The 22,865-nt window shown below is 60.0% G+C and carries 20 protein-coding genes; 5 read left to right on the plus strand and 15 right to left on the minus strand.

Annotation, left to right across the window (positions count from 1 at the left end; all coding sequences use genetic code 11):
- Positions 1-13 precede the first annotated feature (13 nt).
- The 6 genes from JIO00_RS01105 to JIO00_RS01130 form a co-directional block, all read right to left on the minus strand.
- Positions 14-1,255 carry an SfnB family sulfur acquisition oxidoreductase gene (locus tag JIO00_RS01105; protein WP_200667458.1) on the minus strand — a complete coding sequence of 414 codons (1,242 nt, stop codon included), beginning with the start codon at positions 1,253-1,255 and terminating at the stop codon, positions 14-16.
- A gap of 323 nt (positions 1,256-1,578) precedes the next feature.
- Positions 1,579-2,343: a hypothetical protein gene (locus JIO00_RS01110; protein WP_102593417.1), complete on the minus strand. Its 765-nt coding sequence runs from the start codon at positions 2,341-2,343 to the stop codon at positions 1,579-1,581.
- Positions 2,344-2,834: 491 nt separating this feature from the next.
- Entirely contained in the window at positions 2,835-3,590 is a 756-nt protein-coding gene (gene tcyN, locus JIO00_RS01115; RefSeq protein ID WP_154502563.1) for an L-cystine ABC transporter ATP-binding protein TcyN, read from the minus strand.
- Between the two features lie 4 nt (positions 3,591-3,594).
- Positions 3,595-4,260, minus strand: coding sequence for a cystine ABC transporter permease (tcyL, locus tag JIO00_RS01120; protein WP_010464804.1), 666 nt, complete (start codon positions 4,258-4,260; stop codon positions 3,595-3,597).
- Positions 4,260-5,060 (minus strand): cystine ABC transporter substrate-binding protein, encoded by an 801-nt coding sequence (tcyJ, locus tag JIO00_RS01125; RefSeq protein WP_010464802.1) that lies wholly within the window; start codon positions 5,058-5,060, stop codon positions 4,260-4,262. The genes tcyL and tcyJ overlap by 1 nt, the downstream gene beginning before the upstream one ends.
- Positions 5,061-5,308: 248 nt before the next feature.
- Positions 5,309-6,307, minus strand: a complete 999-nt coding sequence (locus JIO00_RS01130; RefSeq protein ID WP_200667460.1) for a D-cysteine desulfhydrase — start codon at positions 6,305-6,307, stop codon at positions 5,309-5,311.
- 190 nt (positions 6,308-6,497) lie between these two features.
- On the opposite strand from JIO00_RS01130, the gene epsC reads away from it, so the two are divergent.
- On the plus strand, positions 6,498-7,424 hold the full coding sequence (gene epsC, locus JIO00_RS01135) for a serine O-acetyltransferase EpsC (RefSeq protein WP_010464798.1): 927 nt from the start codon (positions 6,498-6,500) through the stop codon (positions 7,422-7,424).
- Positions 7,425-7,851: 427 nt separating this feature from the next.
- Positions 7,852-9,807: a choline transporter BetT gene (gene betT / locus JIO00_RS01140; protein WP_169857611.1), complete on the plus strand. Its 1,956-nt coding sequence runs from the start codon at positions 7,852-7,854 to the stop codon at positions 9,805-9,807.
- Between the two features lie 18 nt (positions 9,808-9,825).
- On the opposite strand, the gene JIO00_RS01145 is transcribed toward betT, so the two are convergent.
- Together JIO00_RS01145 and JIO00_RS01150 are read right to left on the minus strand one after the other, a co-directional pair.
- A complete protein-coding gene (locus JIO00_RS01145) occupies positions 9,826-10,086 on the minus strand; it encodes a hypothetical protein (protein ID WP_010464795.1) in 261 nt (86 codons plus the stop codon).
- Positions 10,087-10,221: 135 nt separating this feature from the next.
- Positions 10,222-10,962 carry an SDR family oxidoreductase gene (locus JIO00_RS01150; RefSeq protein WP_200667462.1) on the minus strand — a complete coding sequence of 247 codons (741 nt, stop codon included), beginning with the start codon at positions 10,960-10,962 and terminating at the stop codon, positions 10,222-10,224.
- A 124-nt stretch (positions 10,963-11,086) separates the two neighbouring features.
- On the opposite strand from JIO00_RS01150, the gene JIO00_RS01155 reads away from it, so the two are divergent.
- Together JIO00_RS01155 and mgrA are read left to right on the plus strand one after the other, a co-directional pair.
- Entirely contained in the window at positions 11,087-11,977 is an 891-nt protein-coding gene (locus tag JIO00_RS01155; protein WP_200667463.1) for a LysR family transcriptional regulator, read from the plus strand.
- Positions 11,978-12,140: 163 nt separating this feature from the next.
- A complete protein-coding gene (gene mgrA / locus JIO00_RS01160) occupies positions 12,141-13,178 on the plus strand; it encodes an L-glyceraldehyde 3-phosphate reductase (RefSeq protein WP_010464790.1) in 1,038 nt (345 codons plus the stop codon).
- 144 nt (positions 13,179-13,322) lie between these two features.
- Here the strand turns inward: mgrA and tauD are convergent, their stop codons facing one another.
- The 7 genes from tauD to JIO00_RS01195 all read right to left on the minus strand — a co-directional run bounded on the left by tauD (position 13,323) and on the right by JIO00_RS01195 (position 21,737).
- Positions 13,323-14,165 carry a taurine dioxygenase gene (gene tauD / locus JIO00_RS01165; RefSeq protein WP_010464788.1) on the minus strand — a complete coding sequence of 281 codons (843 nt, stop codon included), beginning with the start codon at positions 14,163-14,165 and terminating at the stop codon, positions 13,323-13,325.
- Between the two features lie 139 nt (positions 14,166-14,304).
- Entirely contained in the window at positions 14,305-15,138 is an 834-nt protein-coding gene (tauC, locus tag JIO00_RS01170; RefSeq protein ID WP_172792022.1) for a taurine ABC transporter permease TauC, read from the minus strand.
- Positions 15,135-15,929 (minus strand): taurine ABC transporter ATP-binding subunit, encoded by a 795-nt coding sequence (gene tauB / locus JIO00_RS01175; protein ID WP_010464784.1) that lies wholly within the window; start codon positions 15,927-15,929, stop codon positions 15,135-15,137. The genes tauC and tauB overlap by 4 nt, the downstream gene beginning before the upstream one ends.
- Before the next feature lie 16 nt (positions 15,930-15,945).
- Complete coding sequence (gene tauA / locus JIO00_RS01180; protein ID WP_200667464.1) at positions 15,946-16,923, minus strand: taurine ABC transporter substrate-binding protein; 978 nt, start codon at positions 16,921-16,923, stop codon at positions 15,946-15,948.
- Between the two features lie 242 nt (positions 16,924-17,165).
- Positions 17,166-18,749, minus strand: coding sequence for a glutamate--cysteine ligase (gshA, locus tag JIO00_RS01185; RefSeq protein WP_200667465.1), 1,584 nt, complete (start codon positions 18,747-18,749; stop codon positions 17,166-17,168).
- A 280-nt stretch (positions 18,750-19,029) separates the two neighbouring features.
- Positions 19,030-19,413: a PaaI family thioesterase gene (locus tag JIO00_RS01190; RefSeq protein WP_010464779.1), complete on the minus strand. Its 384-nt coding sequence runs from the start codon at positions 19,411-19,413 to the stop codon at positions 19,030-19,032.
- Positions 19,413-21,737: a Tex family protein gene (locus JIO00_RS01195; protein WP_010464777.1), complete on the minus strand. Its 2,325-nt coding sequence runs from the start codon at positions 21,735-21,737 to the stop codon at positions 19,413-19,415. Before JIO00_RS01195 ends, JIO00_RS01190 begins: the two co-directional genes overlap by 1 nt.
- 360 nt (positions 21,738-22,097) lie before the next feature.
- On the opposite strand from JIO00_RS01195, the gene ompR reads away from it, so the two are divergent.
- Positions 22,098-22,838 (plus strand): osmolarity response regulator transcription factor OmpR, encoded by a 741-nt coding sequence (ompR, locus tag JIO00_RS01200; protein ID WP_010464774.1) that lies wholly within the window; start codon positions 22,098-22,100, stop codon positions 22,836-22,838.
- The last annotated feature ends 27 nt before the right edge of the window (positions 22,839-22,865 follow it).

Consider the following 22,865-nt stretch of genomic DNA (forward strand, 5'->3'; position numbering starts at 1 on the left):
AGAGATCTGGTCGTTAAATCCAGGAGTGGCGAGCGGGCAGCGTGCCGTTCAGGTGATAGCTGCCGATGGCGTGGTATTTCCAGCGCACCGGGTCGTGCAGCGTGTGCACGCGGGCGTTGCGCCAGTGGCGGTCGAGGTTGAATTCGGCGAGCGTCGCGCGGCTGCCGGCCAGTTCGAAGAGTTTTTCGCTGGCGAGCAGCGAGATCTCGGTGGTCAGCACTTTTGCTTCAGCGACGGCAATCGACGCGCGCGCGGCGGACTCGGCAGTGAGTGGCGCGGCGCTGACCTCATCGAGTACTTGTCCGGCCTTGCGCAGCAGTGCCTCGGCGGCGTGCAGTTCAATTTTCAACTTGCCGATATCGGCGATGACGTAGAGGTCGTCGCTGGCCCGCTCGACCTTGGCGTCGATCCACGGACGGGCACGGGTTTTCACGAACTCGATGGCGTCGTCGATGGCACCGCGAGCGATACCGGCGTCAATGGCCGCTTGAATCAGTTGCGACACGGCACCCTGGATGTTCGGGCTGTCGTTGATCTTCCAGTTGTCTACCACCAGCTCGGCGTCGACCCGCACGTTGTTGAGCAAAATAGTGCCGCTGGCGGTGGTGCGCTGACCGAAGCCTGACCAGTCATCCACAATGCGCAGGCCCGGTGTGCCGCGACGGACGAAGGCCAACACTTGCTTGCCGTCGTCGTTCAGCGCCTTGACCGCCACCCAATGGGCGAACAGTGCGCCGGTGGAGTAAAACTTCTGCCCGCTGATGACAAAACCATCCCCGTCAGCGGTGATTCGTGCTTTGAGTTCCAGGGTGTTTTTGGTGCCGAGCTCCGGCCCGGCATTGCCGATGCGCCAGCCTTCGAGCACGCTTTTGAACAGCTGTTTTTTTTGCGCCTCGGTGGCGCTGCCGAGTACCAGGTGCAGGATGCCGAACTGGTTCTGCGGGATTTGTCCCAGTGCCGGGTCCGCCGCAGAAATGATCGCGAAAACCTCGGCCAGGGTGACGAACGAAACCTGCGGGCCACCGTACTCGCGCGCAATGGAAATGCTGCCCAGGCCGCTGCGGGTGAACTGTTCGATTTGCGACCATGGCAATTTGCGCTGCCGGTCACGTTTGGCCGCTTGCAGGCGGGCGACTTGCGCCAGCTCATGGGCGGCCTTGATGGCTTGTGCGTCGTTGCGCAGGACCTGCGCAGGCAACAACAGGGGGGCGATGTCCAGATCACTCTGAACGATTGCATCTGCCAGACTGGACATCAGTGCCGCTCCTTGGCTGCACGCAATGCCCTGGCGATCTGCACTGGGGTGATTGTGTTCCGGACCATACCTACCTCACATCTCATGGAGTCGCCGCGAGGGTTGCGGCGAACGAAAATCAAGAATGTCCGGTGGTCCGGTGCATATACCCTAAACGCGTATAAAAAATTAATAAACTAACTTTTGGGAATATGCATAGAAGGGTGTTGCTTCCCCTGTAGGAGCGAGGCTTGCCCGCGAAGGCGGAGTGTCGGGCACCTTTGATGTTGGCTGACGCAGCGCCTTCGCGGGCAAGCCTCGCTCCTACAGGGACGGCGGTGTTTTTACTTTTTGCGCGTTTCGGCGGCTTTCAATTGCTCTTTGAACGGCACTTTCAGATAGGGATTGTTGCAACCGATCTTGAGCCAGCGCGGCGGTGCCCAGCCGGAGTTGTTGCCCACGCGATCGAGGATGCAGTAAGTCACCTCCAGCCGAAGGTCTTCGCCGGCTTCGAGAATGATCGCCGGCGGCACCCAGACCTGAACCGGCTGGCCCACCTCGTCGGCCTTGAGCTGCGGCAGGTCCATGCGCACATCACCCCAGCGCAGGGTGATTTCATCGTCGACGGCCATGTTCAGGTAAGGCTCGATGGTCAACGGCACGCCCCGCTTGATCTGGTTCGGATTGACCCCCTGACGGCGAATGGTTTCGGGGATGCCCACTGGCGCCAGGTGCTCGTTTTCGTGGCCGCACAGCGTGAGTGGCTGACCGCCCGGGCAATCGAGCTTGATCTGTACCCGTGTGGCGAGCGACAGCGCCGGCCCCTGCCCGACTTGCATGACGCGGTAGTGAATGCAGGAGGAGCCATTGGCAATGAAGCTTTGCGGCACACGCAGACTGACGACTTCGCCGACATCGTCGGCCATGAGGACGCGGGAGGCGACGTAGCAGTTGTCCCAGAACAGTTCGATCAGGTCGCCTTCGTCCATGCCGGGGTAGGGCGCCACATCGATCAGCAGATGGGCCGCCGAAGTGACATTGATGCCAGTCTTGTGGGATTGCGCCAGGGTAGGGGCCGCAAGTCCGGATTTATTCGAGGTGCTTGTCATGGGTTTCTCCTTGACGCCTTGCAGCGAAGTCCGTTTCTGAAAAAATCAAAAGGCGTGTATTACCGAGCAACAAAGTTGTTCACTATTTGCAAGTTTCAATAATGGTTTTTAACGATGGTTGACGCCTGCTGGGGACTAGATAAGAGTGCGCCTGAATAGGTGTCAATAGAACTGACTAGTTAAGTAGGGTATTCAGTGCTATTCAGAAAAATCCTACGCCTTGAAGTTAATATGCCGCACCGCTCTGTCGAATTTCGCCGCGTATTTATTGATTTTCGGGCGTGGGTGGCGGCGACGGTGTGCTCATTGATGGCACTGGATCTGGCGGATTTTAGGCGCGTTGAATCTGTTGCAGAACATATATATGTACCGCATGCAGTTGTAAAAATTTATCTATTGTTCGAATGAACGAGAAGAGAGAATCGAGCGATGTGGGTGGCGGGATAAGTTGTCACTTCCATCCATGGAAGTTGACAAATAGTGAAGCGATATTAATGGTTGGTGTTATTCAGGAACTTGCTGAGAAACTGCTTCGTCCGTTCTTCTTTCGGGTTGGCAAACAACGCCTTGGCTTCGCCTTGCTCGACGATCACACCCTTGTCGAAAAACACCACACGGTTGGCCACGTCCCGGGCAAAGCCCATTTCGTGGGTAACGATCACCATGGTGCGCTTCTCTTCGGCCAGGCTGCGGATGGTCGCCAGCACTTCACCCACCAGCTCTGGATCAAGCGCTGAGGTGGGTTCATCGAACAGGATCACTTCCGGCTCCATCGCCAGTGCACGGGCAATCGCCACACGCTGCTGCTGACCACCGGAAAGGCGTCGCGGGTAAGCGTCTTCCTTGCCCGCCAGGCCAACCCTGGCCAACAGCTTTTTACCCAGGGCAACGGCGTCGGCGTGCGGGATCTTCTTCACGATGATCGGGCCTTCGATGACGTTTTCCAGGGCGGTGCGATGGGGGAACAGGTTGAAGTTCTGGAACACGAATCCGACGTGCTGACGCAAGCGCCGCACCAGGTTCTGCTGCTGGTTCAACGGGCGGCTGCCATCGATCTCGATGTCACCGACCTTGATCCGGCCGCTGGTGGGTTCTTCCAGAAAATTCAGGCATCGCAGGAAGGTGGTTTTACCCGAGCCACTAGGCCCGATGATCGCGACGACCTCACCTTCCTTCACTTCCAGATCGATGCCGTTGAGCACCACTTGACCCTTGAACTGCTTTGTCAGTTTTTCCACGACAATCATTGGGTCAGGACTCCTGGTCGTGCCGATTGACCCGCTCTTCCAACTTGTTCTGCAGGTGCGAGAGCACCGTGGCCAGAATCCAGTAGATCAGCGCGGCGGCAAGGTACATGGTGAACACTTCGAAGGTGCGTGCTGTGATCAGCTGCGCCTGGCGGAACAGTTCCGGCACCTGGATGGTGGCGGCCAGCGCGGTGTCCTTGACCAGCGAAATGAAGCTGTTGCCCAGCGGCGGTAATGCGGTGCGCATCGCTTGCGGGATGATGGCCCGGCGAAGGGTTTGCGCACGAGTCATGCCGATGCTGGCGGCAGCTTCCCACTGACCGCGCTCGATGGAGCTGATCGCGGAACGCAGGATTTCACAGGCGTAAGCGGCCATATTCAGCGAGAAGCCGATCAGGGCCGCCGGCAGCGGATCGAGTTCCATGCCCAATTGCGGCAAGCCGTAATAGATCACGAACAGTTGCACCAGCAACGGCGTGCCGCGAAAGAACGACACGTAGATGCGGGCGATCCAGCTCACCAGCTTGAAGCGCGACAGGCGCATCAGTGCCAGGCCGAAGCCCAGCATGAGGCCGAAGAACATCCCGCCCAGGCTCAAGATGACCGTGTAGTAGGCCCCCTTGAGCAGGAAAGGCAGGGAGTCCAGTGCGAGTTGAAAAGCTTCTTCCATTATTGAGTGACGTCAGCGCTGAAGTATTTTTCCGAAAGCTTTTTCAGCGTACCGTCGGCACGCAGCTTGTCGATGGCTTTGTTCACCGCAGCCAGCAACTCAGGCTCGCCTTTGCGCAGGGCAATACCGGCTTCCTGACGGGAGAACGCTTCGCCGGCGGCGGTGGTGTCCTTGGCTTTCTTGGCGTATTCCAGCGCGGCCAGACGGTCGATCAGAATGGCGTCGATGCGGCCGACGCGCAGGTCCTGGAACTTGGTCGGATCATCGTCATAGGTCTTGATGATGGCTTTTGGCTGATTGTCTTTGAGCCACTGCTCGTAGTTGGTGCCCAGGCCTACGCCGACTTTCTTGCCGGCCAGATCGGCGGCAGACTTGATGTTCAGCTCCGCGGCCTTCTTGGTCAGCACCAGCGCCTGAATCCCGGAAACGGTGTACGGCTCGGAGAAGTCATACTTCTTCTTGCGCTCTTCGGAGATGGTCACCTGGTTGATCACTGCGTCCAGACGTTTGGATTCCAGCGCCGCGAGGATGCCGTCCCATTTGGTCGGTTGCAGTTTGACCTTCACGCCCAGTTCTTTGGCCAGGGCTTCGGAGAACTCGACTTCGAAACCGGCCAGTTTGCCGTCGGCGTCAACGAAGCTGAACGGTGGGTAAGTGCCTTCCAGACCGACGTTGATCACGCCCGCGTCCTTGATTTTTTGCAGCTGCTCACCGGCAACCGCCTGCCCCAGCAGACCGGCGCTCAGCGCCAGGCCCAGCGAACCGACCAGCAGATTTCGACGTAGTGCGGAAAAATTCATGACAAGCCCCTGTGTTTTCTTATGAAGACGCTTTTAGGAATGTTGGCAAAATCGGGATTTGGACGACTGCAATATCCTGCCCTAAAGCAGCGTATGCGTCTCGCTGCAAATTCGCCTGCGGCGTGACTATATGATGGCGCTTTTAGATAGGAAAATAATAAATATCGTGTTTGTTATTCTTTTATTTCATATGAGATACACGCGATTCCCTGTGGCGAGGGAGCTTGGTCCCTCGCCACAGGAGTACTTCAACTGGTCAGCGAGTCCTTGTAGGCAAACAACGCTGGTGCCCCGCCGGTATGCAGGAAAATGATCGGGCCATCGTTGAACCGTTGACGACCGATGCCATCCAGCAACCCGGCCATGGCTTTACCGGTGTAAACCGGGTCCAGCAGCAACCCTTCCTGACTCGCCACCAGCTTCACCGCCGCCAGCGTCCCGGCATTCGGCTCGCCATACCGCGGGCCAAAATATTCGTCCCACAGTTCGATCTTGAAACTCTCCGGCAGGCTCACGCCCAGCAACTCGGCAGTGCGCTCGGCCAGGCCCTGGACTTTCGGGCGCTGATCTTCATCGCTACGGGACACCGTGACACCAATCACTGGCAAATCCGGCAGTACTTCACTCAGTGCCAGCGCCAGACCACTGTGGGTCCCGGCACTGCCCGAGGCCAGGACCACGGCGGCAAATTGCAGGCCGGTGTCCTTGATCTGTGCGGCCAGTTCCAGCCCGGCGCGCACATAACCCAAAGCGCCCAGCGCATTGGAGCCACCAATTGGCACCAGATACGGTTTCTTGCCGTTATTGCGTAAACGGTCGGCCAAGGCTTGCAGTTGCTCGTCGGCATTGTCGAGGTTTTCCACCAGCTCGACCTTGGCATCGAACAGGTCGAGCAGCAGCCGATTGCCGTTGCCCAGGTAGTTGGCGTCGTCGGTGCCCAATGGATTTTCCAGCAGCGCGACGCAGCCCAGGCCAAGCTTGGCCGCAATGGCGGCAGTCTGGCGCACGTGGTTGGACTGAAGCGCACCCGCGGTGATCAACGTGTCGGCGCCCTGGGCCAAGGCATCGGCCGCCAGGTATTCGAGTTTGCGCAGCTTGTTGCCGCCCATGGCCAGCGGTGTCAGGTCATCGCGTTTGACGTACAGATCACGGCCGAGCCAGGTCGACAGCCGTTCGAGTTTTTCAAGCGCGGTAGGGTGGCCGAGGAGGTCGAGGCGGTTAAAGCGGGCAAGCTGTTGTTTGATCATGGGTCCGTACTGGCCAAGGAAGATGTCAGGACTATAGGCACGGCTATATGCATGGGCAACCGTCAATCGCTTATAGCCAAAAGAACTGAACACAGCACAATTGGTTCTTAATTCGGCCTCCAGACCTTGCCGTAAAGTAATCGCCGACAACGCGGCCAGACACTCCGGCCGCCCGTGAGGAGTTTTTACCGTGAGCGAGCGTTCCAGCCATTGGCAATTGCAGACCATCGTCAGTCAACTGCGTACTGCGCGGGACCAGTGGCGCGCACAAAACGGCCGAGTCAGCGGCGAGCAGGGCGGTCGCGAATTGCCTTCCCGGGCCGCCATGGCGGAGATACTGGAAGCGCTGTGCGGTGCCTTGTTTCCGATGCGTCTGGGACCGGTGGATTTGCGTGAGGAGAGTGAAGACTTCTACGTCGGGCACACGCTGGACGTCGCGTTGAACGCGTTGCTGGCGCAGGCTCGACTCGAACTGCGTTACGCCGCTCGTCACAGCGCCGAAGCTGACACCGAAGTGGAGGCCAAGACTATTGCGATCATTCAGGATTTCGCCCTCGCGTTGCCGGGGCTGCGCAGCTTGCTGGACACCGATGTGCTGGCGGCCTATCACGGTGACCCGGCAGCTCGTAGCGTCGATGAAGTGCTGTTGTGCTATCCCGGGATTCTGGCGGTGATCCACCATCGCCTGGCGCACCATTTGTACCGCTCGGGGTTGCCGCTGCTGGCGCGGATCAGCGCAGAAATCGCCCACTCGGCCACCGGTATCGACATCCATCCTGGGGCGCAGATCGGTCGCAGCTTCTTTATTGATCACGGGACGGGTGTCGTGATCGGCGAGACGGCGATCATTGGTGAACGCGTGCGGATTTATCAAGCCGTGACGTTGGGCGCCAAGCGCTTCCCTTCGGATGAGGACGGCCAGTTGCAAAAGGGCCATCCGCGGCATCCGATCGTTGAGGATGATGTGGTGATCTATGCCGGCGCGACGATTCTGGGGCGGATCACCATTGGCAAGGGCTCGACCATTGGCGGCAACGTCTGGCTGACCCGTAGCGTACCGCCGGGGTGCAACCTGACGCAGGCGAATTTGCAGCATGATGACGGGACGCAGAAGTAAGCTTCGAAATTTCAGCTGATTGCACCGGCCTCATCGCGAGCAGGCTCGCTCCCACAGTGGATAGGTGTTGGACCACAGATTTTTGAACGACACATTTCCCTGTGGGAGCGAGCCTGCTCGCGAATGGATTTCAAGGCGAACGGTAATCATGGCATTTAGCTAATTTCCCGCTGAACGAATCCCCCCAATCCCACGTCATACCCATCCTTGAGCTAGCGTACAGAACGTACCGCCGAGCCCTGCGATTAGTCCTTAGCACCCTATTCATGTTTAACTTGAACGCTCATTCAAGTTAAACCGCCGGTTTGCTGCCCGTTCACAACAGGAGGCTTGCCTTGCCGAGTCCGTTATTGATTGCCCTGTTTCACCCCCTTGAGGTGCACCTTTCATGAGTGCATCGTCCGTCCCTCCAAGCGGCCAGGTCCGCATGAATCCGCCGGTGTTTTATTTCGCGGCGACCTTCATTCTGCTGTTCGGCATCGTCGTCATTGCCATGCCTGAACAGGCCGGCGCCTGGCTGCTGGAAGCGCAAAACTGGGCGGCCAATACGGTCGGCTGGTATTACATGCTCGCGATGACGCTGTATCTGGTCTTCGTGGTGGTCACCGCCTTGTCTGGCTACGGCAAGATCAAGCTCGGTGCCGACCACGACGAGCCCGAATTCAGTTACCTGTCCTGGGCCGGCATGCTGTTCGCCGCCGGGATCAGCATCACGCTGTTCTTCTTTTGCGTGTCCGAACCGCTCACTCACCTGGCCCAACCACCGCAAGGCGAGGCCGGCACGGCGGATGCGGCGCGTCAGGCGATGCAGATTCTGTTTCTGCACTGGGGCCTGCACGGCTGGGGCGTGTTCGCCTTTGTCGGCATGGCGCTGGCCTACTTCGCCTACCGCCACAACCTGCCGCTGGCCTTGCGTTCGGCGCTCTATCCGCTGATTGGCAAGCGCATCAACGGCCCGATCGGTTACGCCGTGGACGGCTTCGGTATCATCGCCACGGTGTTCGGCCTCGGCGCCGACATGGGCTTTGGCGTGTTGCACCTCAACTCGGGCCTGGACTACCTGTTCGGCATCGCTCACACCCAGTGGATTCAGGTCGGCCTGATCACGTTGATGATGGGCGCGGCGATCATCGTTGCGGTGTCTGGCGTCGATAAAGGCGTGCGGGTGATGTCCGACATCAACATGCTGCTGGCCTGTGCGCTGTTGCTGTTCGTGTTGTTCGCCGGTCCTACGCAGCATTTGCTCAACACCCTGATCCAGAACATCGGCGACTACCTCGGCGCGTTGCCGATGAAGAGTTTCGACCTGTACGCCTACGACAAACCCAGCGACTGGCTGGGCGGCTGGACCGTGTTCTATTGGGCCTGGTGGATTGCGTGGTCGCCGTTCGTGGGCCTGTTCATCGCCCGGATCTCCCGTGGCCGTACCATTCGCGAATTCGTCTTCGGCGTGTTGCTGATTCCGCTCGGTTTCACCCTGGCGTGGATGTCGATCTTCGGCAACAGCGCCATCGACCAGGTCCTGAACCACGGCATGACCGCGCTCGGCATGTCGGCCGTCGACAACCCGTCGATGACCCTCTACCTGCTGCTGGAAACCTACCCATGGAGCAAAACCGTCATCGCGGTGACGGTGTTCATCAGCTTCGTGTTCTTCGTCACCTCGGCCGACTCCGGCACCGTGGTGCTGTCGACGCTCTCCGCCAAGGGCGGCAACCCGGATGAAGACGGGCCGAAATGGCTGCGGGTGTTCTGGGGCGCGATGACCGCGCTGGTGACCAGTGCGTTGCTGTTCTCCGGCAGCATCGATGCGCTGAAGTCAGCGGTGGTGCTGACGTCGTTGCCGTTCTCGATGATCTTGCTGCTGATGATGTGGGGGCTGCACAAGGCGTTCTATCTGGAGTCGCAGAAGCAGATCGCGCAGCTGCATTCCCTGGCGCCGGTGTCCGGCTCGCGGCGGGGCGGTTGGCGTCAGCGCTTGACCCAGGCCGTGCATTTCCCGTCCCGCGATGAGGTCTATCGCTTCCTCGACACCACGGTGCGCCCGGCGATCGAAGAAGTGAGCGCCGTGTTCGTCGAGAAAGGATTGAACGTGGTCACTCAGCCCGACCCGGCCAACGACAACGTCAGCCTGGAAATCGGACACGGCGAGGAGCATCCGTTTATCTATCAGGTGCAGATGCGCGGCTACTTCACGCCATCGTTTGCCCGTGGTGGCATGGGTTCCAAGGAACTTAACAACCGCCGTTATTACCGGGCCGAGGTGCATTTGAGCGAGGGTAGCCAGGACTACGATCTGGTGGGTTACACCAAGGAGCAGATCATCAACGACATCCTTGATCAGTACGAACGGCATTTGCAGTTCTTGCACTTGGTGCGTTGAACGTAGTGGCGGTGCTGTTCACGTTTCGGTGGTCAACACCATGAACAGCACCAGCGCCGCCACCGGTACACCGAACACGGCGCTGCCAACGACCAGTTCCGTGCTCAACGGCTGGCCGGCATTGACCATGCCGACCGCGCCGTTGATCAGTGTCAGGGCCAGCCACAGGACCACAAAACTGTAGGCCAGGGTCTCGCGGCTGAAGCCGATTTTCTCGCCGATGAACAGCATCAGCGCCAGCAGGATCAGGCCGAAGGTGATGATGATCGTGGTGTGCATGATGCATTCCGTCCTTTCGATGTGTGCTGCCCTCAAGACCGCCTTCGCGGGCAAGCCTCGCGCCTACAGATTGCGCGCAACCCCTGTAGGCGCGAGGCTTGCCCGCGAAGGCGTCTGGGCTGCCTGCAAACCAGCTTAAACCAATCCACCATTCACCCGCAGAATCTGCCCATTGACCCAAGCCGAATCCGGCCCGACCAGAAACGACACCACACGAGCAATGTCCTCCGGCTGACCGAGACGCTCCAGCGGAGGCATCTTGGCGAAGGTCTGGATCTGCTCTTCGCTCTTGCCGTGCAAAAACAATTCGGTCGCTACCGGCCCGGGGGCGACTGCGTTGACGGTGATGTTGCGCCCGCGCATTTCTTTGGCGAATACCTGGGTCAGGGATTCCACGGCCGCTTTGCTGGCGATGTACACCGCGTAGCCTGGCAGGTTCATGCCAACGGTGCTGCTGGAGAAATTGACGATCCTCCCGCCGTCATTCAAACGGGTGGCCGCTTCGCGCAAGGTGTTGAAGGTGCCGCGCGCGTGGATGTTGAAGGTCTGGTCGAACAGTTCGTCGGAGTGTTGCGCCAGCGCCATCACTTTGAGAATGCCGGCGTTGTTGATCAACACATCGACCTTGGCCAGTTGCGTTTCTGTCTCGTCGAACATCCGGCGTACGTCGTCGGCATTGGCCACATCGGCCTTGATCGCTATGGCTTGATGGCCGGCCTGACGCAACTCCACCACCCGTTTTGAGGCTTCGATGGCGCTGCTGGCGTAGTTGATGGCGACGGCGAACCCTTCGCTGGCCAGTTGTCTGGCGATCACGGCACCGATGCCACGGGAGGCGCCGGTCACGAGGGCAACTTTCGAAGTTTGAGTAGTCATGGTGAACCTTTGAAGGTGTTTGTTGGGGTGAAGCCAGATTCACATGTTTACCGAAGTCGATAAATGCACGAGAGTTGCCTTGACTGTTCAATAATCGCCAACAATCGAGGAGCAGGAGCCGAGCGTGGATCAAGTCAAAGCAATGAAGGTTTTCGTGCGGATCTACGAGCGCAGCAGCTTCACGCTGGCCGCCGAGGACCTGAATCTGCCGCGGGCGACGCTGACCCATACGCTGAATCAGTTTGAAGCGTGGCTCGGTACGCGCTTGTTGGAACGCAGCACCCGCAGGGTGCGTCCGACGCTGGACGGCGAGGCCTACTATCAGCGTTGTGTGCACTTGCTGGCGGAACTGGAAGAAGCCGAACTGGCGTTTCGCGGTTGCGCACCCAAAGGCCGCTTGCGCGTTGACTTGCATGGCACCCTGGCCAGGCATTTTGTGATCCCGGCATTGCCACAATTCATGGAGCGTTACCCGGACATCGAGTTGTCCATCAGCGAAGCCGACCGTTTTGTCGACCTGATCGCTGAAGGCGTCGACTGCGTGCTGCGCGCCGGCACCTTGAGTGATTCGGCGCTGATCGGAAAACGTATCGCCAGCCTGCGCCAGATCACCTGCGCCAGCCCCGCCTACCTGCGTCAATACGGTGAACCGAAAAGCCTTGAAGACCTGAAACACCATCGCGCGGTGAACTACGTCTCGCGCACCACCGCCAAGTTGTTCCCCTTCGAATTCATGGTCGATGGCGAGCTGAAAGAAGTCGCTATCGAAGGCGCGGTTTCAGTGTTCGGCGCGGAAATCTACGCGGCGTCGGCAATTGCCGGGCTCGGCCTGATCCAGTGTCCGCATTACCGAATGGAGGCGCAGATTTCCCAAGGCCTGGTGCAAGAAGTCCTCATCGACACGCCGCCACCGTCAATGCCGGTTTCGGTGCTGTACCCCCAAAACCGACACATGTCGCCACGGGTTCGGGTGTTTGTGGATTGGTTGGGGGAGCTGTTTACGGGCGCTGTTTGACCTTGCTGTTCTTGATCGTTCCCACGCTCCGCGTCGGAACGATCATCTGTGAAACGTTTCAGCTTTTTCTCGAGTCCGAGGTTTATCGGCGTTTGTCTGGGCGTATGCTGGGCAACTTGCGAAGCAGTCGATACCAACTTCAAGACAGACAAGAGAGGATTCGATGACTTACACCGCTGCCGAAAACCGCTACGACTCTATCCCTTACCGCCGCGTAGGCCGCAGCGGTCTGGTGCTGCCGGCGCTGTCCCTGGGGCTGTGGCACAACTTCGGTGACAGCACGCCGATCGACACTCAGCGCTCGCTGCTGCGCACCGCCTTCGACCTGGGCATCAACCACTTCGACCTGGCCAACAACTATGGCCCGCCGTATGGCAGCGCCGAGATCAACTTCGGTCGTTTGCTGCGTGAAGACTTCAAGCAGTACCGCGACGAGCTGATCATTTCAAGCAAGGCCGGCTGGGACATGTGGCCCGGCCCTTATGGCCAGGGCGGCGGTTCGCGTAAATACGTGCTGGCCAGCCTCGACCAGAGCCTGCAACGCCTGGGCCTGGACTACGTGGACATCTTCTATTCCCATCGCTTCGACCCGGACACGCCGCTGGAAGAAACTGCCAGTGCGTTGGCCACCGCCGTACAGCAGGGCAAGGCGCTGTACATTGGCATCTCGTCGTATTCCGGGGTGAAAACCCGTGAGATGGCGGCGCTGCTGAAAGAGTGGAAAGTGCCGTTGCTGATTCACCAACCAGCCTACAACCTGCTTAATCGCTGGGTTGAAAAGGATCTGCTGGACGTCACCGACGAACTCGGCACTGGCGTGATTGCGTTCACGCCGTTGGCGCAGGGCTTGTTGACCGACAAGTACCTCAATGGCATTCCGAAGGATGCGCGGGTCAATCGCCCGGGCGGTGGTTCTTTGCAGGAATCTCATCTGTCCGAAGCCAACATCGCCCACGTGCGCGGGCTCAACGAAATCGCCAAGCGTCGCGGTCAGAGCCTGGCGCAACTGGCGTTGGCATGGACGCTGCGCGATCCGCGCGTGACCTCGGCACTGATCGGTGCGAGCCGACCGGAGCAGATTATCGAGAACGTCGCAGCGTTGAAGAATTTGAGTTTCAGCGCGGAAGAACTGGCGGAAATTGACCGGTTTGCCCAGGAAGGCGGGATCAATCTTTGGGAGAAGCCTTCGACGGCTGAATAAGTGTTCGGCGGCGGGTCTTCCTGAGCCTGTTCGTGCCTCTTCGCGAGCAGGCTCGCTCCCACAGGGGCCGTGCCTGACACAAATCCGCTGTGGGAGCGAGCCTGCTCGCGATGGGGCCAGAACAGGCAGTAAAGAACTCAGGACTCACCGAAAGAAAGGCACATCCCCCAACACCGTCGCCCGCTGCATCACCCGCCGCGCCGGTCGGTAATCATCCACGGCGTAATGCTGTGTCACGCGGTTATCCCAGAACGCCACATCATCTTTTTGCCAACGCCAGCGAATGGTGAATTCCGGCCGCGTCGCATGAGCAAACAACAACTTCAAAATCGCTTCACTCTCGGTGTCCGACAGCTCATTGATCTTCGACGTGAAGCCTTCATTGACGAACAACGCCCGGCGCCCGCTCACCGGGTGTGTGCGGATCACCGGGTGCGACAGCGGTGGATTTTTGCGGCGTGCTTCTTCCCACTGGGCCAACGCTTGCGGCGTGTTGCCATATCGCTCCAGCGGGAACGAGCGGGTGAAATCGTGAGTGGCCGTCAGGCCTTCGAGCAAACTTTTCATCGGCGCGGACAACGCTTCATACGCCGCAATGCCACTGGCCCACAGCGTGTCGCCACCAAATTCAGGCAACAGCTTGGCACTCAGCACCGCGCCCATGGCCGGGGTGGGCAGGAAGGTCACGTCGGTGTGCCAGATTGCGTTGTCGCGCACGTCGGTGACGGCGGTATCGAGGATCAGCACTTCGGGCTGTTCCGGCACATTCGGGTAGATCGGATGGATGTGCAGATCGCCAAAATTCGCAGCGAATCGCGCCTGCTGTTGCGGCGTGATCGGCTGGTCGCGGAAGAACAGCACTTGATGCTTGAGCAGCGCTTGCTCGATGGCGTCGCGCTGTTCCAGATTCAGTGGCTGGCTGACGTCGATGCCGCTGATTTGGGCGCCGAGGGCCGAGCTGAGGGGGACGATGGTCAGGTTGCTCATGGTGATTCTCTTCAATCCGGTGTGCCGAGCTTTTGTAGGAGTGAGCCTGCTCGCGATAGCGGAGAGTCAGGCGACAGGGTGGTGGCTGATACACCGCCATCGCGAGCAGGCTCGCTCCCACATTAAGATCCCAAAAAACTCAGTGGGCCTGGCCGTGCCACGGCACCAGTTTGCGTTGCAGGGCGCGCAGGCCCATTTCCATGGCAAACGCGATCAGGGCAATCACCAGAATCCCCAGCACCACCACATCGGTGACCAGGAATTGCGCGGCCGACTGCACCATAAAACCCAAACCGCTGGTGGCGGCGATCAATTCGGCGGCAACCAGCGTCGACCAACCCACGCCCAGACCAATGCGCACGCCAGTCAAAATATCCGGCAAGGCACTCGGCAGAATCACATGGCGAATCAACTGCGCCCGGGTCGCTCCCAGCGACTGAGCGGCGCGCAACTTGGCCGGGTCAACCGTGCGCACGCCAGTCGCGGTGGCGATGGCGATCGGGGCAAAAATCGCCAGGTAGATCAGCAAGACTTTCGACAACTCACCGATGCCGCACCAGATGACGATCAGCGGCAGATAAGCCAGCGGTGGAATCGGCCGGTAGAACTCGATCAACGGATCGAGCACGCCGCGGGCGATGCGGTTATGGCCGATGGCGATGCCGATGGGCACGGCGGTCAGCACCGCGAAACCAAGGCCCAGACCGATACGGCTGAGACTGGCCCCCAAGTGCTGCCACAACGTTGAATCCATGTAGCCGCTGGTCACCAGCAGCCAGCCCTTTTGCAGCACGGCGGACGGTGGTGGCAGGAACAGCGGTTCGATCATCCCTGTGGCGGTGACGGCCCACCAAATGACAACCAGCGCCACCAGCGTCAGCACGCTGATCCACCGAGTGCTGAGGCTGCGACGTGCCGGGATGTCCGTGGAACCCGGTTTAACCGCGACGGCGCGAATTTGATAGCTGCTCATGCGCGCTCCTGCCGCTGGGCGGTGCTGCGTTGGGAGAACACTTTGGCGAGTACGTGTTCGCGAGTTTCGATGAAGCGCGGGTCGGACTTGATCGAGCGAGCTGACTCACCGGCCGCATACCGCTGACCGAAATCCAGGCTCAGGCGCTCGACGATTTGTCCCGGATCAGGCGCCAGCAGAATCAGGTCCGTGGCGAGGAACACCGCTTCTTCGATGTCGTGGGTAATCAGGAAAACCGGTTTGGCGGTGCGCTGCCAGACTTGCAGCAGCAGCTCCTGCATCTGTTCGCGGGTGAAGGCGTCGAGGGCGCCGAAGGGTTCGTCCATCAGCAAAACGCGCGGGTCGGCGGCCAGCGCACGGGCCAGGCCGACACGTTGCTTCTGGCCACCCGAGAGCTGCCAGATGCGGCGACTTTCGAAGCCGGAAAGGTCCACAAGTGCGAGCATTTCCTGAGCGCGCAGTTCACGTTTTTCCCGCGCAATGCCGGCCAGCTCCAGGCCGAAACCGACGTTGGCCAACACGTCCTGCCAAGGCAGCAGGGCGTCGTCCTGGAACACCACGCCGCGTTCGGCGCTCGGGCCTTTGACCGGCACACCGTCAAGGGTGATGCGCCCGGCGCTGGGTTCGACGAAACCGGCAATCAGGTTCAACAGCGAGGTCTTGCCACTGCCGGACGGGCCGAGAGCTACCAGCAACTGCTGGGGGCCCAGGCTCAGGGAAATATCCGCCAGTACCGGTTCGGCGGCGCCGGGGTACTGTGCGCTGATGCGCTCCAGCTGTAGCAAAGCCATCGCAGTTAACTCCCGATCAGTTGGTGATGTACTTGGCGCTGACGTAAGGGGCGTAGTCCGGCAGCACGGCCTCGACCTTGCCTTGTTCCTTGAGGAAGGCGGCGGTGTCGGTAATGGCCTTGGTGGTCGGTGCGCCGAGGGTGATCACTTGGTCAGCCGCCAGCGGGAAGACGTTGCCTTGCAGCAACAACGGAATGTCGCTGGCCTTGGCGCCCGACAGTTTGACAAGCTTGTCCACGTTGCTTTGATTGGCCAGCCAGGCTTTCGGGTCTTTGCGGTAATCGGCGTAGGCGTCGAGGGTCACTTTGGCGAACGCAGTGACGATTTCCGGGTGCTTCTCGGCGAAGTCCTTACGCACGATCCAGGCATCGAAAGTCGGAGCGCCGAACTTGGCCAGCTCGCCGGAGGTAATCAGCACTTTGCCGTTTTCCTTGGCGACTCCGAGGGCTGGGTCCCACACGTAAGTGGCGTCGATATCACCGCGTTTCCACGCAGCGATGATGGCGGGCGGAGCGAGGTTGAGCACGGTGACCTTCGACGGATCGATGTTCCAGTGCTTGAGCGCCGCCAGCAGGCTGTAGTGGCCGGTGGAAACGAACGGCACGGCGATTTTTTTGCCGATCAGGTCTTGTGGAGTCTTGATCCCGGAGCCGTCGCGGGCGACCAGGGCTTCAGCCGCGCCGATCTGGGTGGCGATGAGGAAGGTTTCTACCGGGACTTTGCGGGTGATGGCCGCCGTCAGGGGGCTGGAACCGAGGTAGCCGATCTGCACGTCGCCGGAAGCGATGGCGGCGATGATGTCGGCGCCGTTGTCGAATTTGCGCCAGTCGATTTTGGCGTTGGTGGCTTTTTCGTAAGCGCCGTCTGCCTGGGCGACCTTCGCCGGGTCAACCGTGGTCTGGTAGGCGACGGTCACGTCAGCCGCCTGGGCAAACAAACTCGCAGCAGCCAGAGACGCGGCCACCAAGAGGCGAAGAGAGAAATTCAGTTTCATTGAGAAGCTCCTTGTCAGGCGACCGAGAGTCGGCGTGAAAGGAGACTAAATGATCTAAGAATCCGAAAATAAATAACTTTTTCGAATGAGCTTATGAGCGGAAAATTCTAAGGGAGACCGCAGTGCGGCCATCGCGGGCAAGCCTCGCTCCTACAGATTCGGGGTCGAGTCACAAATGGGGACCGACACAAAACTGTAGGAGCGAGGCTTGCCCGCGAAAAGGTCTGAAGGACCTTCTGATGTTAGTTGCTGATCGCCAGAATGCTCGCCTGATACGACCCGACAAACACATCGAAATCGCCGACTTCGTTCTGCTCCAGCGCCACCTGCTCAGCCAGCGAGGAGCGTGCGCGTTCTTCAAACTTCGCCTGATCTTCGCTATTCAATGGCTCGCTGCGGAAAAACTCCGCATGCACCTGGCTTTGACGCAGGGAGAACTGGGCAAAGCTCTCCTTGTGTTCAGCCATGGCCGCCAGCACTTGTGCTGAAGGTGTGCGCGACGAATCCTTGACCTTCTCCATCTGCACGTCCAGCGCCTTGCTGTGGGCATCGCCGCCATGGCTTTGATCAAGCAGCGCCGCGAGCGGAGCTATTTTTTCCAACAATTCGCCGGCCCATTCCTTCAGGTCGACCGGTTGACCGTCACGCTGCAGTTGCAGGCCCGGACGACGACCTTCCTTGACCACGCTGAGGAAGTTCGAGGTCGCGTTGCCGCACGAAGTATTGGTCAGCAGCGGGCTGTCGTTCAGCGCGCAATACAGCAGGAACGCGTCGAGGAAGCGCGACTCTGGCAAATCGATGCCCATCGGCAGGAACGGATTGATGTCCAGGCAACGCACTTCGACGTACTGAATGCCGCGGGCCACCAGCGCCTGGATCGGCCGTTCGCCGGTGTAGGTCACGCGCTTCGGGCGGATGTTGGAGTAGTACTCGTTTTCGATCTGCAGGATGTTGGTGTTGAGCTGAACCCACTCACCGTCCTGATGCGTACCGATTTCGACATACGGTGCATACGGCGTGGCGACCGCTTTGCGCAGGCTGTCGGTGTAGCTGGCCAGATCGTTGTAGCACGGCGTCAAGCCGGCTTGGGCGTTGCTCTGGTAACCCAGGTCACTCATGCGCAGGCTGGTGGCGTATGGCAGGTACAAGGTGTCCGGGTCCAGTTGCTCCAACTGGTGCGAACGACCGCGCAGGAAACCGGCGTCCAGCGCAGGGGAGGCGCCGAACAGGTACATCAGCAGCCAGCTGTAGCGGCGGAAGTTGCGGATCAGCGCAATGTAGGCTGACGACTGATAGTCGCGGTCGGTGCCGACAAATCCTTCAGCCTCTTTAAGCAGTGGCCAGAGCTTTTCCGGCAGGGAAAAGTTGTAGTGAATCCCGGCGATGCACTGCATGGTCTTGCCGTAACGCAGGGCCAGGCCCTTGCGGTAGACGTACTTGAGCTGACCGATGTTGGACGTGCCGTAATAGGCGATCGGGATGTCTTCCTCGGCCGGCAACGGGCACGGCATCGATGGACTCCACAGAAACTCGTTGCCGAGCTTGCTGTAGGCAAAACGGTGAATCTTGTCCAGGCTCGCCAGCGTATCGGCTGGGTCTGGCAGGGCCGGGGTAATGAATTCCAGCAGCGACTCGGAATAGTCGGTGGTGATTTGTTCATTGGTCAGCGCGGAACCCAATGCTTCCGGGTGCGGCGTTTGCGCCAGGCGACCTTCGCCGGTCACGCGCAGGCATTCACGTTCGATGCCGTGAAGGCACTGTTCGAGCAGAGAGAGGTTAGCGCGCTCGCCAAGCAGAGCCAGGCGGCGGTTGAGAAGTTCGCTCAAGTTGGATTCCTTCACGCGTCAGTCGCCCCAATATGGGGGTGGGCAAGACGGTCTACAAGGGTGAAGTTGAAACTGGCGTTTTCGCCTGGTTTTTGGACCGTACACGGCTGCTGACAGCAGCCAAGGAATTCCCTGTGGGAGCGAGCCTGCTCGCGAAGAGGGCGTGTCAGTCAACATTGATGTTGTCTGATACATCGCCTTCGCGAGCAGGCTCGCTCCCACAGGAAACTTCGGCGCTGCAGTCACAGCGCCGAAATTAACTCAAATCGATGACTTCTAGCTACAGGACAGCGAACGTGCCTTGTGCTTTTGCGACGAGTTTGTCGCCTTGCATCACGTCGGCTTCGACCACCAGCGTGCGCCGGCCCGGGTGAATCACCCGCGCCGTGCACATCACTTCACCGTCGGAAACGGCGCGAATGTAGTTGATCTTGCACTCGATGGTCGCGCTCTGCTGGTCAAAGCCGTGGGTGCTGGAACAGGCCAGCCCCATGGCAATGTCCACCAGACTGAACAAGGCCCCGCCGTGCAGCTTGCCGCCGCGATTGCGCAGCTCTGGCGCAAGCCCCAGGGCGACTTGCGCCACCCCGGCTTCCAGACTGTGCAAGCGACATCCCAGCAGCTTGAAAAAAGCGCTTTCGGTCAGCCCGGCAGGGATCTCCATCAGCGTTTCTTCAACTGCTTGGCGTTGGCAAACAACGACGCCATGGCGTTGTTGGCCGGGGCCGCCGCCGTGGTTTCCTTACGCGGTGCGTTGTTCTGGGACTGGCGTGGCGCCGACCCCGGACGCGCACCACGAGCGCCGTCGATTTTCTCGCCCGGGGTGTCGCTCATGCGCATCGACAGACCCACGCGTTTACGCGGGATATCGACTTCCATGACCTTCACTTTCACCACGTCTCCGGCCTTTACCGCTTCGCGCGGATCCTTGATGAACTTCTCCGAAAGCGCAGAGATGTGCACCAAACCGTCCTGATGCACGCCGATGTCGACGAACGCGCCGAAGTTGGTCACGTTGGTGACGACGCCTTCGAGGATCATCCCCAGTTGCAGATCCTTGAGGTCTTCGACGCCTTCCTGGAACTCGGCGGTCTTGAACTCCGGACGCGGGTCACGGCCCGGTTTTTCCAGCTCTTGCAGAATGTCGGTGACCGTTGGCAGACCAAAGGTTTCGTCGGTGTACTTCTTCGGGTCGAGACGCTTGAGGAAGCTCGCGTCGCCGATCAACGAGCGAATGTCACGGTCGGTCTCAGCGGCAATGCGCTGCACCAGTGGATAGGCTTCCGGGTGAACCGCCGACGAATCCAGCGGATTGTCGCCGTTCATGACGCGCAGGAAACCGGCCGCCTGTTCGAAGGTTTTCTCGCCCAGACGAGCGACTTTCTTCAACGCCGCACGGGTTTTGAACGCGCCGTGCTCGTCGCGGTGGCTGACGATGTTCTGCGCCAGGGTCGCGTTGAGGCCGGAGATGCGGGCGAGCAGCGCCACGGAGGCGGTGTTGACGTCCACGCCCACGGCGTTCACGCAGTCCTCGACCACGGCATCCAGGCCACGCGCCAGTTTCAGCTGCGACACGTCGTGCTGGTACTGGCCGACGCCGATGGATTTCGGATCGATCTTCACCAGTTCGGCCAGCGGATCCTGCAAGCGGCGGGCAATCGACACGGCGCCACGGATCGACACGTCGAGGTCCGGGAATTCCTTGGAAGCCAGTTCCGACGCCGAGTAAACCGATGCACCGGCCTCGGAGACCATGACCTTGGTCATCTTCATCGCTGGGTATTTTTTGATCAGCTCAGCGGCGAGCTTGTCGGTTTCACGGCTGGCGGTGCCGTTGCCGATGGCGATCAGGTCCACGGCATGCTTGGCGCACAGGGCCGCCAGAATCGCGATGGTCTGATCCCACTTGTTGTGTGGCACGTGCGGGTAGACCGTGGCGTGATCCAGCAGCTTGCCGGTGGAATCGACCACGGCGACCTTGCAACCGGTTCGCAGGCCCGGGTCGAGGCCCAGGGTGGCACGCGGGCCGGCCGGGGCCGACAGCAGCAAGTCGTGCAGGTTGTGGGCGAATACGTTGATCGCTTCGGTTTCCGCGCCATCGCGCAACTCGCCGAGCAAATCGGTTTCGAGGTGGGTGTAGAGCTTGACCTTCCAGGTCCAGCGCACCACTTCGCCCAGCCATTTGTCGGCGGCGCGGTTCTGGTTCTGGATGCCGAATTGCTGGCCGATCATGCCTTCGCACGGGTGCATGGTGCCCGGCAGCTCGTCGCCGACTTTCAGCGCCGAACTCAGGATGCCTTCGTTGCGGCCACGGAAAATCGCCAGCGCGCGGTGCGACGGCATGCTTTTCAGCGGTTCGTCGTGTTCGAAGTAATCGCGGAACTTGGCGCCTTCCTCTTCCTTGCCGGCGATGACGCGGGCACTGAGGGTCGCTTCCTGCTTGAGGTAACTGCGCAGCTTGTCCAGGAGGCCGGCGTCTTCGGCAAAGCGTTCCATCAGGATGTATTTGGCGCCTTCGAGGGCCGCCTTCACATCGGCCACGCCTTTTTCGGCGTCGACGAAGCGTGCGGCTTCGGCGTCTGGCGTCAGGGTCGGGTCGTTGAACAGGCCGTCGGCCAGCTCGCCGAGGCCGGCTTCCAGGGCGATCTGGCCCTTGGTGCGGCGCTTCTGCTTGTACGGCAAGTACAAGTCTTCCAGGCGGGTCTTGGTGTCGGCGAGTTTGATGTCGCGTTCGAGTTGCGGGGTCAGCTTGCCTTGCTCCTGAATGCTGGCAAGGATGCTGATACGCCGTTCGTCGAGTTCTCGCAGGTAGCGCAGACGCTCTTCCAGATGACGCAACTGGATGTCATCGAGGCTGCCGGTCACTTCTTTCCGGTAACGGGCGATGAAGGGAACGGTAGAGCCTTCATCGAGTAGCGCGACGGCCGCTTCGACCTGTTGTGGGCGTACACCGAGTTCCTCGGCGATGCGGCTGTTGATGCTGTCCATAAAACCACCTGACAAATTGTGAAAGCAGGCTCGCAGGCGCAGGGATAAAGGCTCGGCGAGTCTGGTTGAGCGGCCTGGCGTGCGCCGCTACCTGGATCAACAGGTATCCCGTTGACCCGTGAAATCGAACAATGACTGCCGGCGCCATGAAAATAAAAAGCGGCCACCTGTAGCCGTGATCAGACGTTGCCTGACACAAAAGGCCGCGCATTATAACCAGCGTTCTATCATTCAGGGGCATCGCAGGCATTAGCGCGAGGGCCGGATTTCTGGCAGTGAAGGAAAAATCTGCTAACAATGCACACGGTGCGTATAACGGCAGCTACGCCATAATGCGCGCCGAGATCAAAGGAGCATCCAATGAGCAGCACTGCAAACAATGCTGAAGGCGAAAAAATTCTTATTGTTGACGACGATCCAGGGCTGAGCAGCCTGCTGGAACGCTTTTTCGTCAGCAAGGGCTACCGCGCCCGCGCCGTGCCGAACACCGAACAAATGGATCGCCTGCTGGCGCGTGAAGTGTTCAACCTGGTCGTCCTCGACCTGATGCTGCCCGGCGAAGACGGTCTGACCGCCTGCCGCCGGCTGCGCACGGCGAACAATCAGATCCCGATCATCATGCTGACCGCCAAGGGCGATGAGCTGAGCCGCATCAAGGGCCTGGAACTGGGCGCCGACGATTACCTGGCCAAGCCCTTCAACCCGGATGAGCTGATGGCCCGTGTCAAAGCGGTCCTGCGCCGTCAGTCGACGCCTGTGCCGGGCGCACCGGGCAGCGAAGACGAAAGCGTGACCTTCGGTGACTACGAACTGTCCCTGGCCACCCGCGAACTCAAGCGCGGTGACGAAGTGCACATGCTGACCACCGGTGAATTCGCGGTGCTCAAGGCCTTGGTCATGAACGCGCGTCAGCCACTGACTCGCGACAAGCTGATGAACCTGGCCCGTGGCCGTGAATGGGATGCCCTGGAGCGTTCCATCGACGTGCAGATTTCCCGTCTGCGCCGGATGATCGAGCCTGACCCATCCAAACCGCGTTACATCCAGACGGTCTGGGGCGTGGGCTACGTGTTCGTTCCGGATGGCGCCGCCACCAAGTGATCGGCGATTTGTAGGAGCGGGTCTTGC

Source organism: Pseudomonas sp. SW-3, assembly GCF_016615645.1.
Classification (GTDB): Bacteria; Pseudomonadota; Gammaproteobacteria; order Pseudomonadales; family Pseudomonadaceae; genus Aquipseudomonas; species Aquipseudomonas mandelii.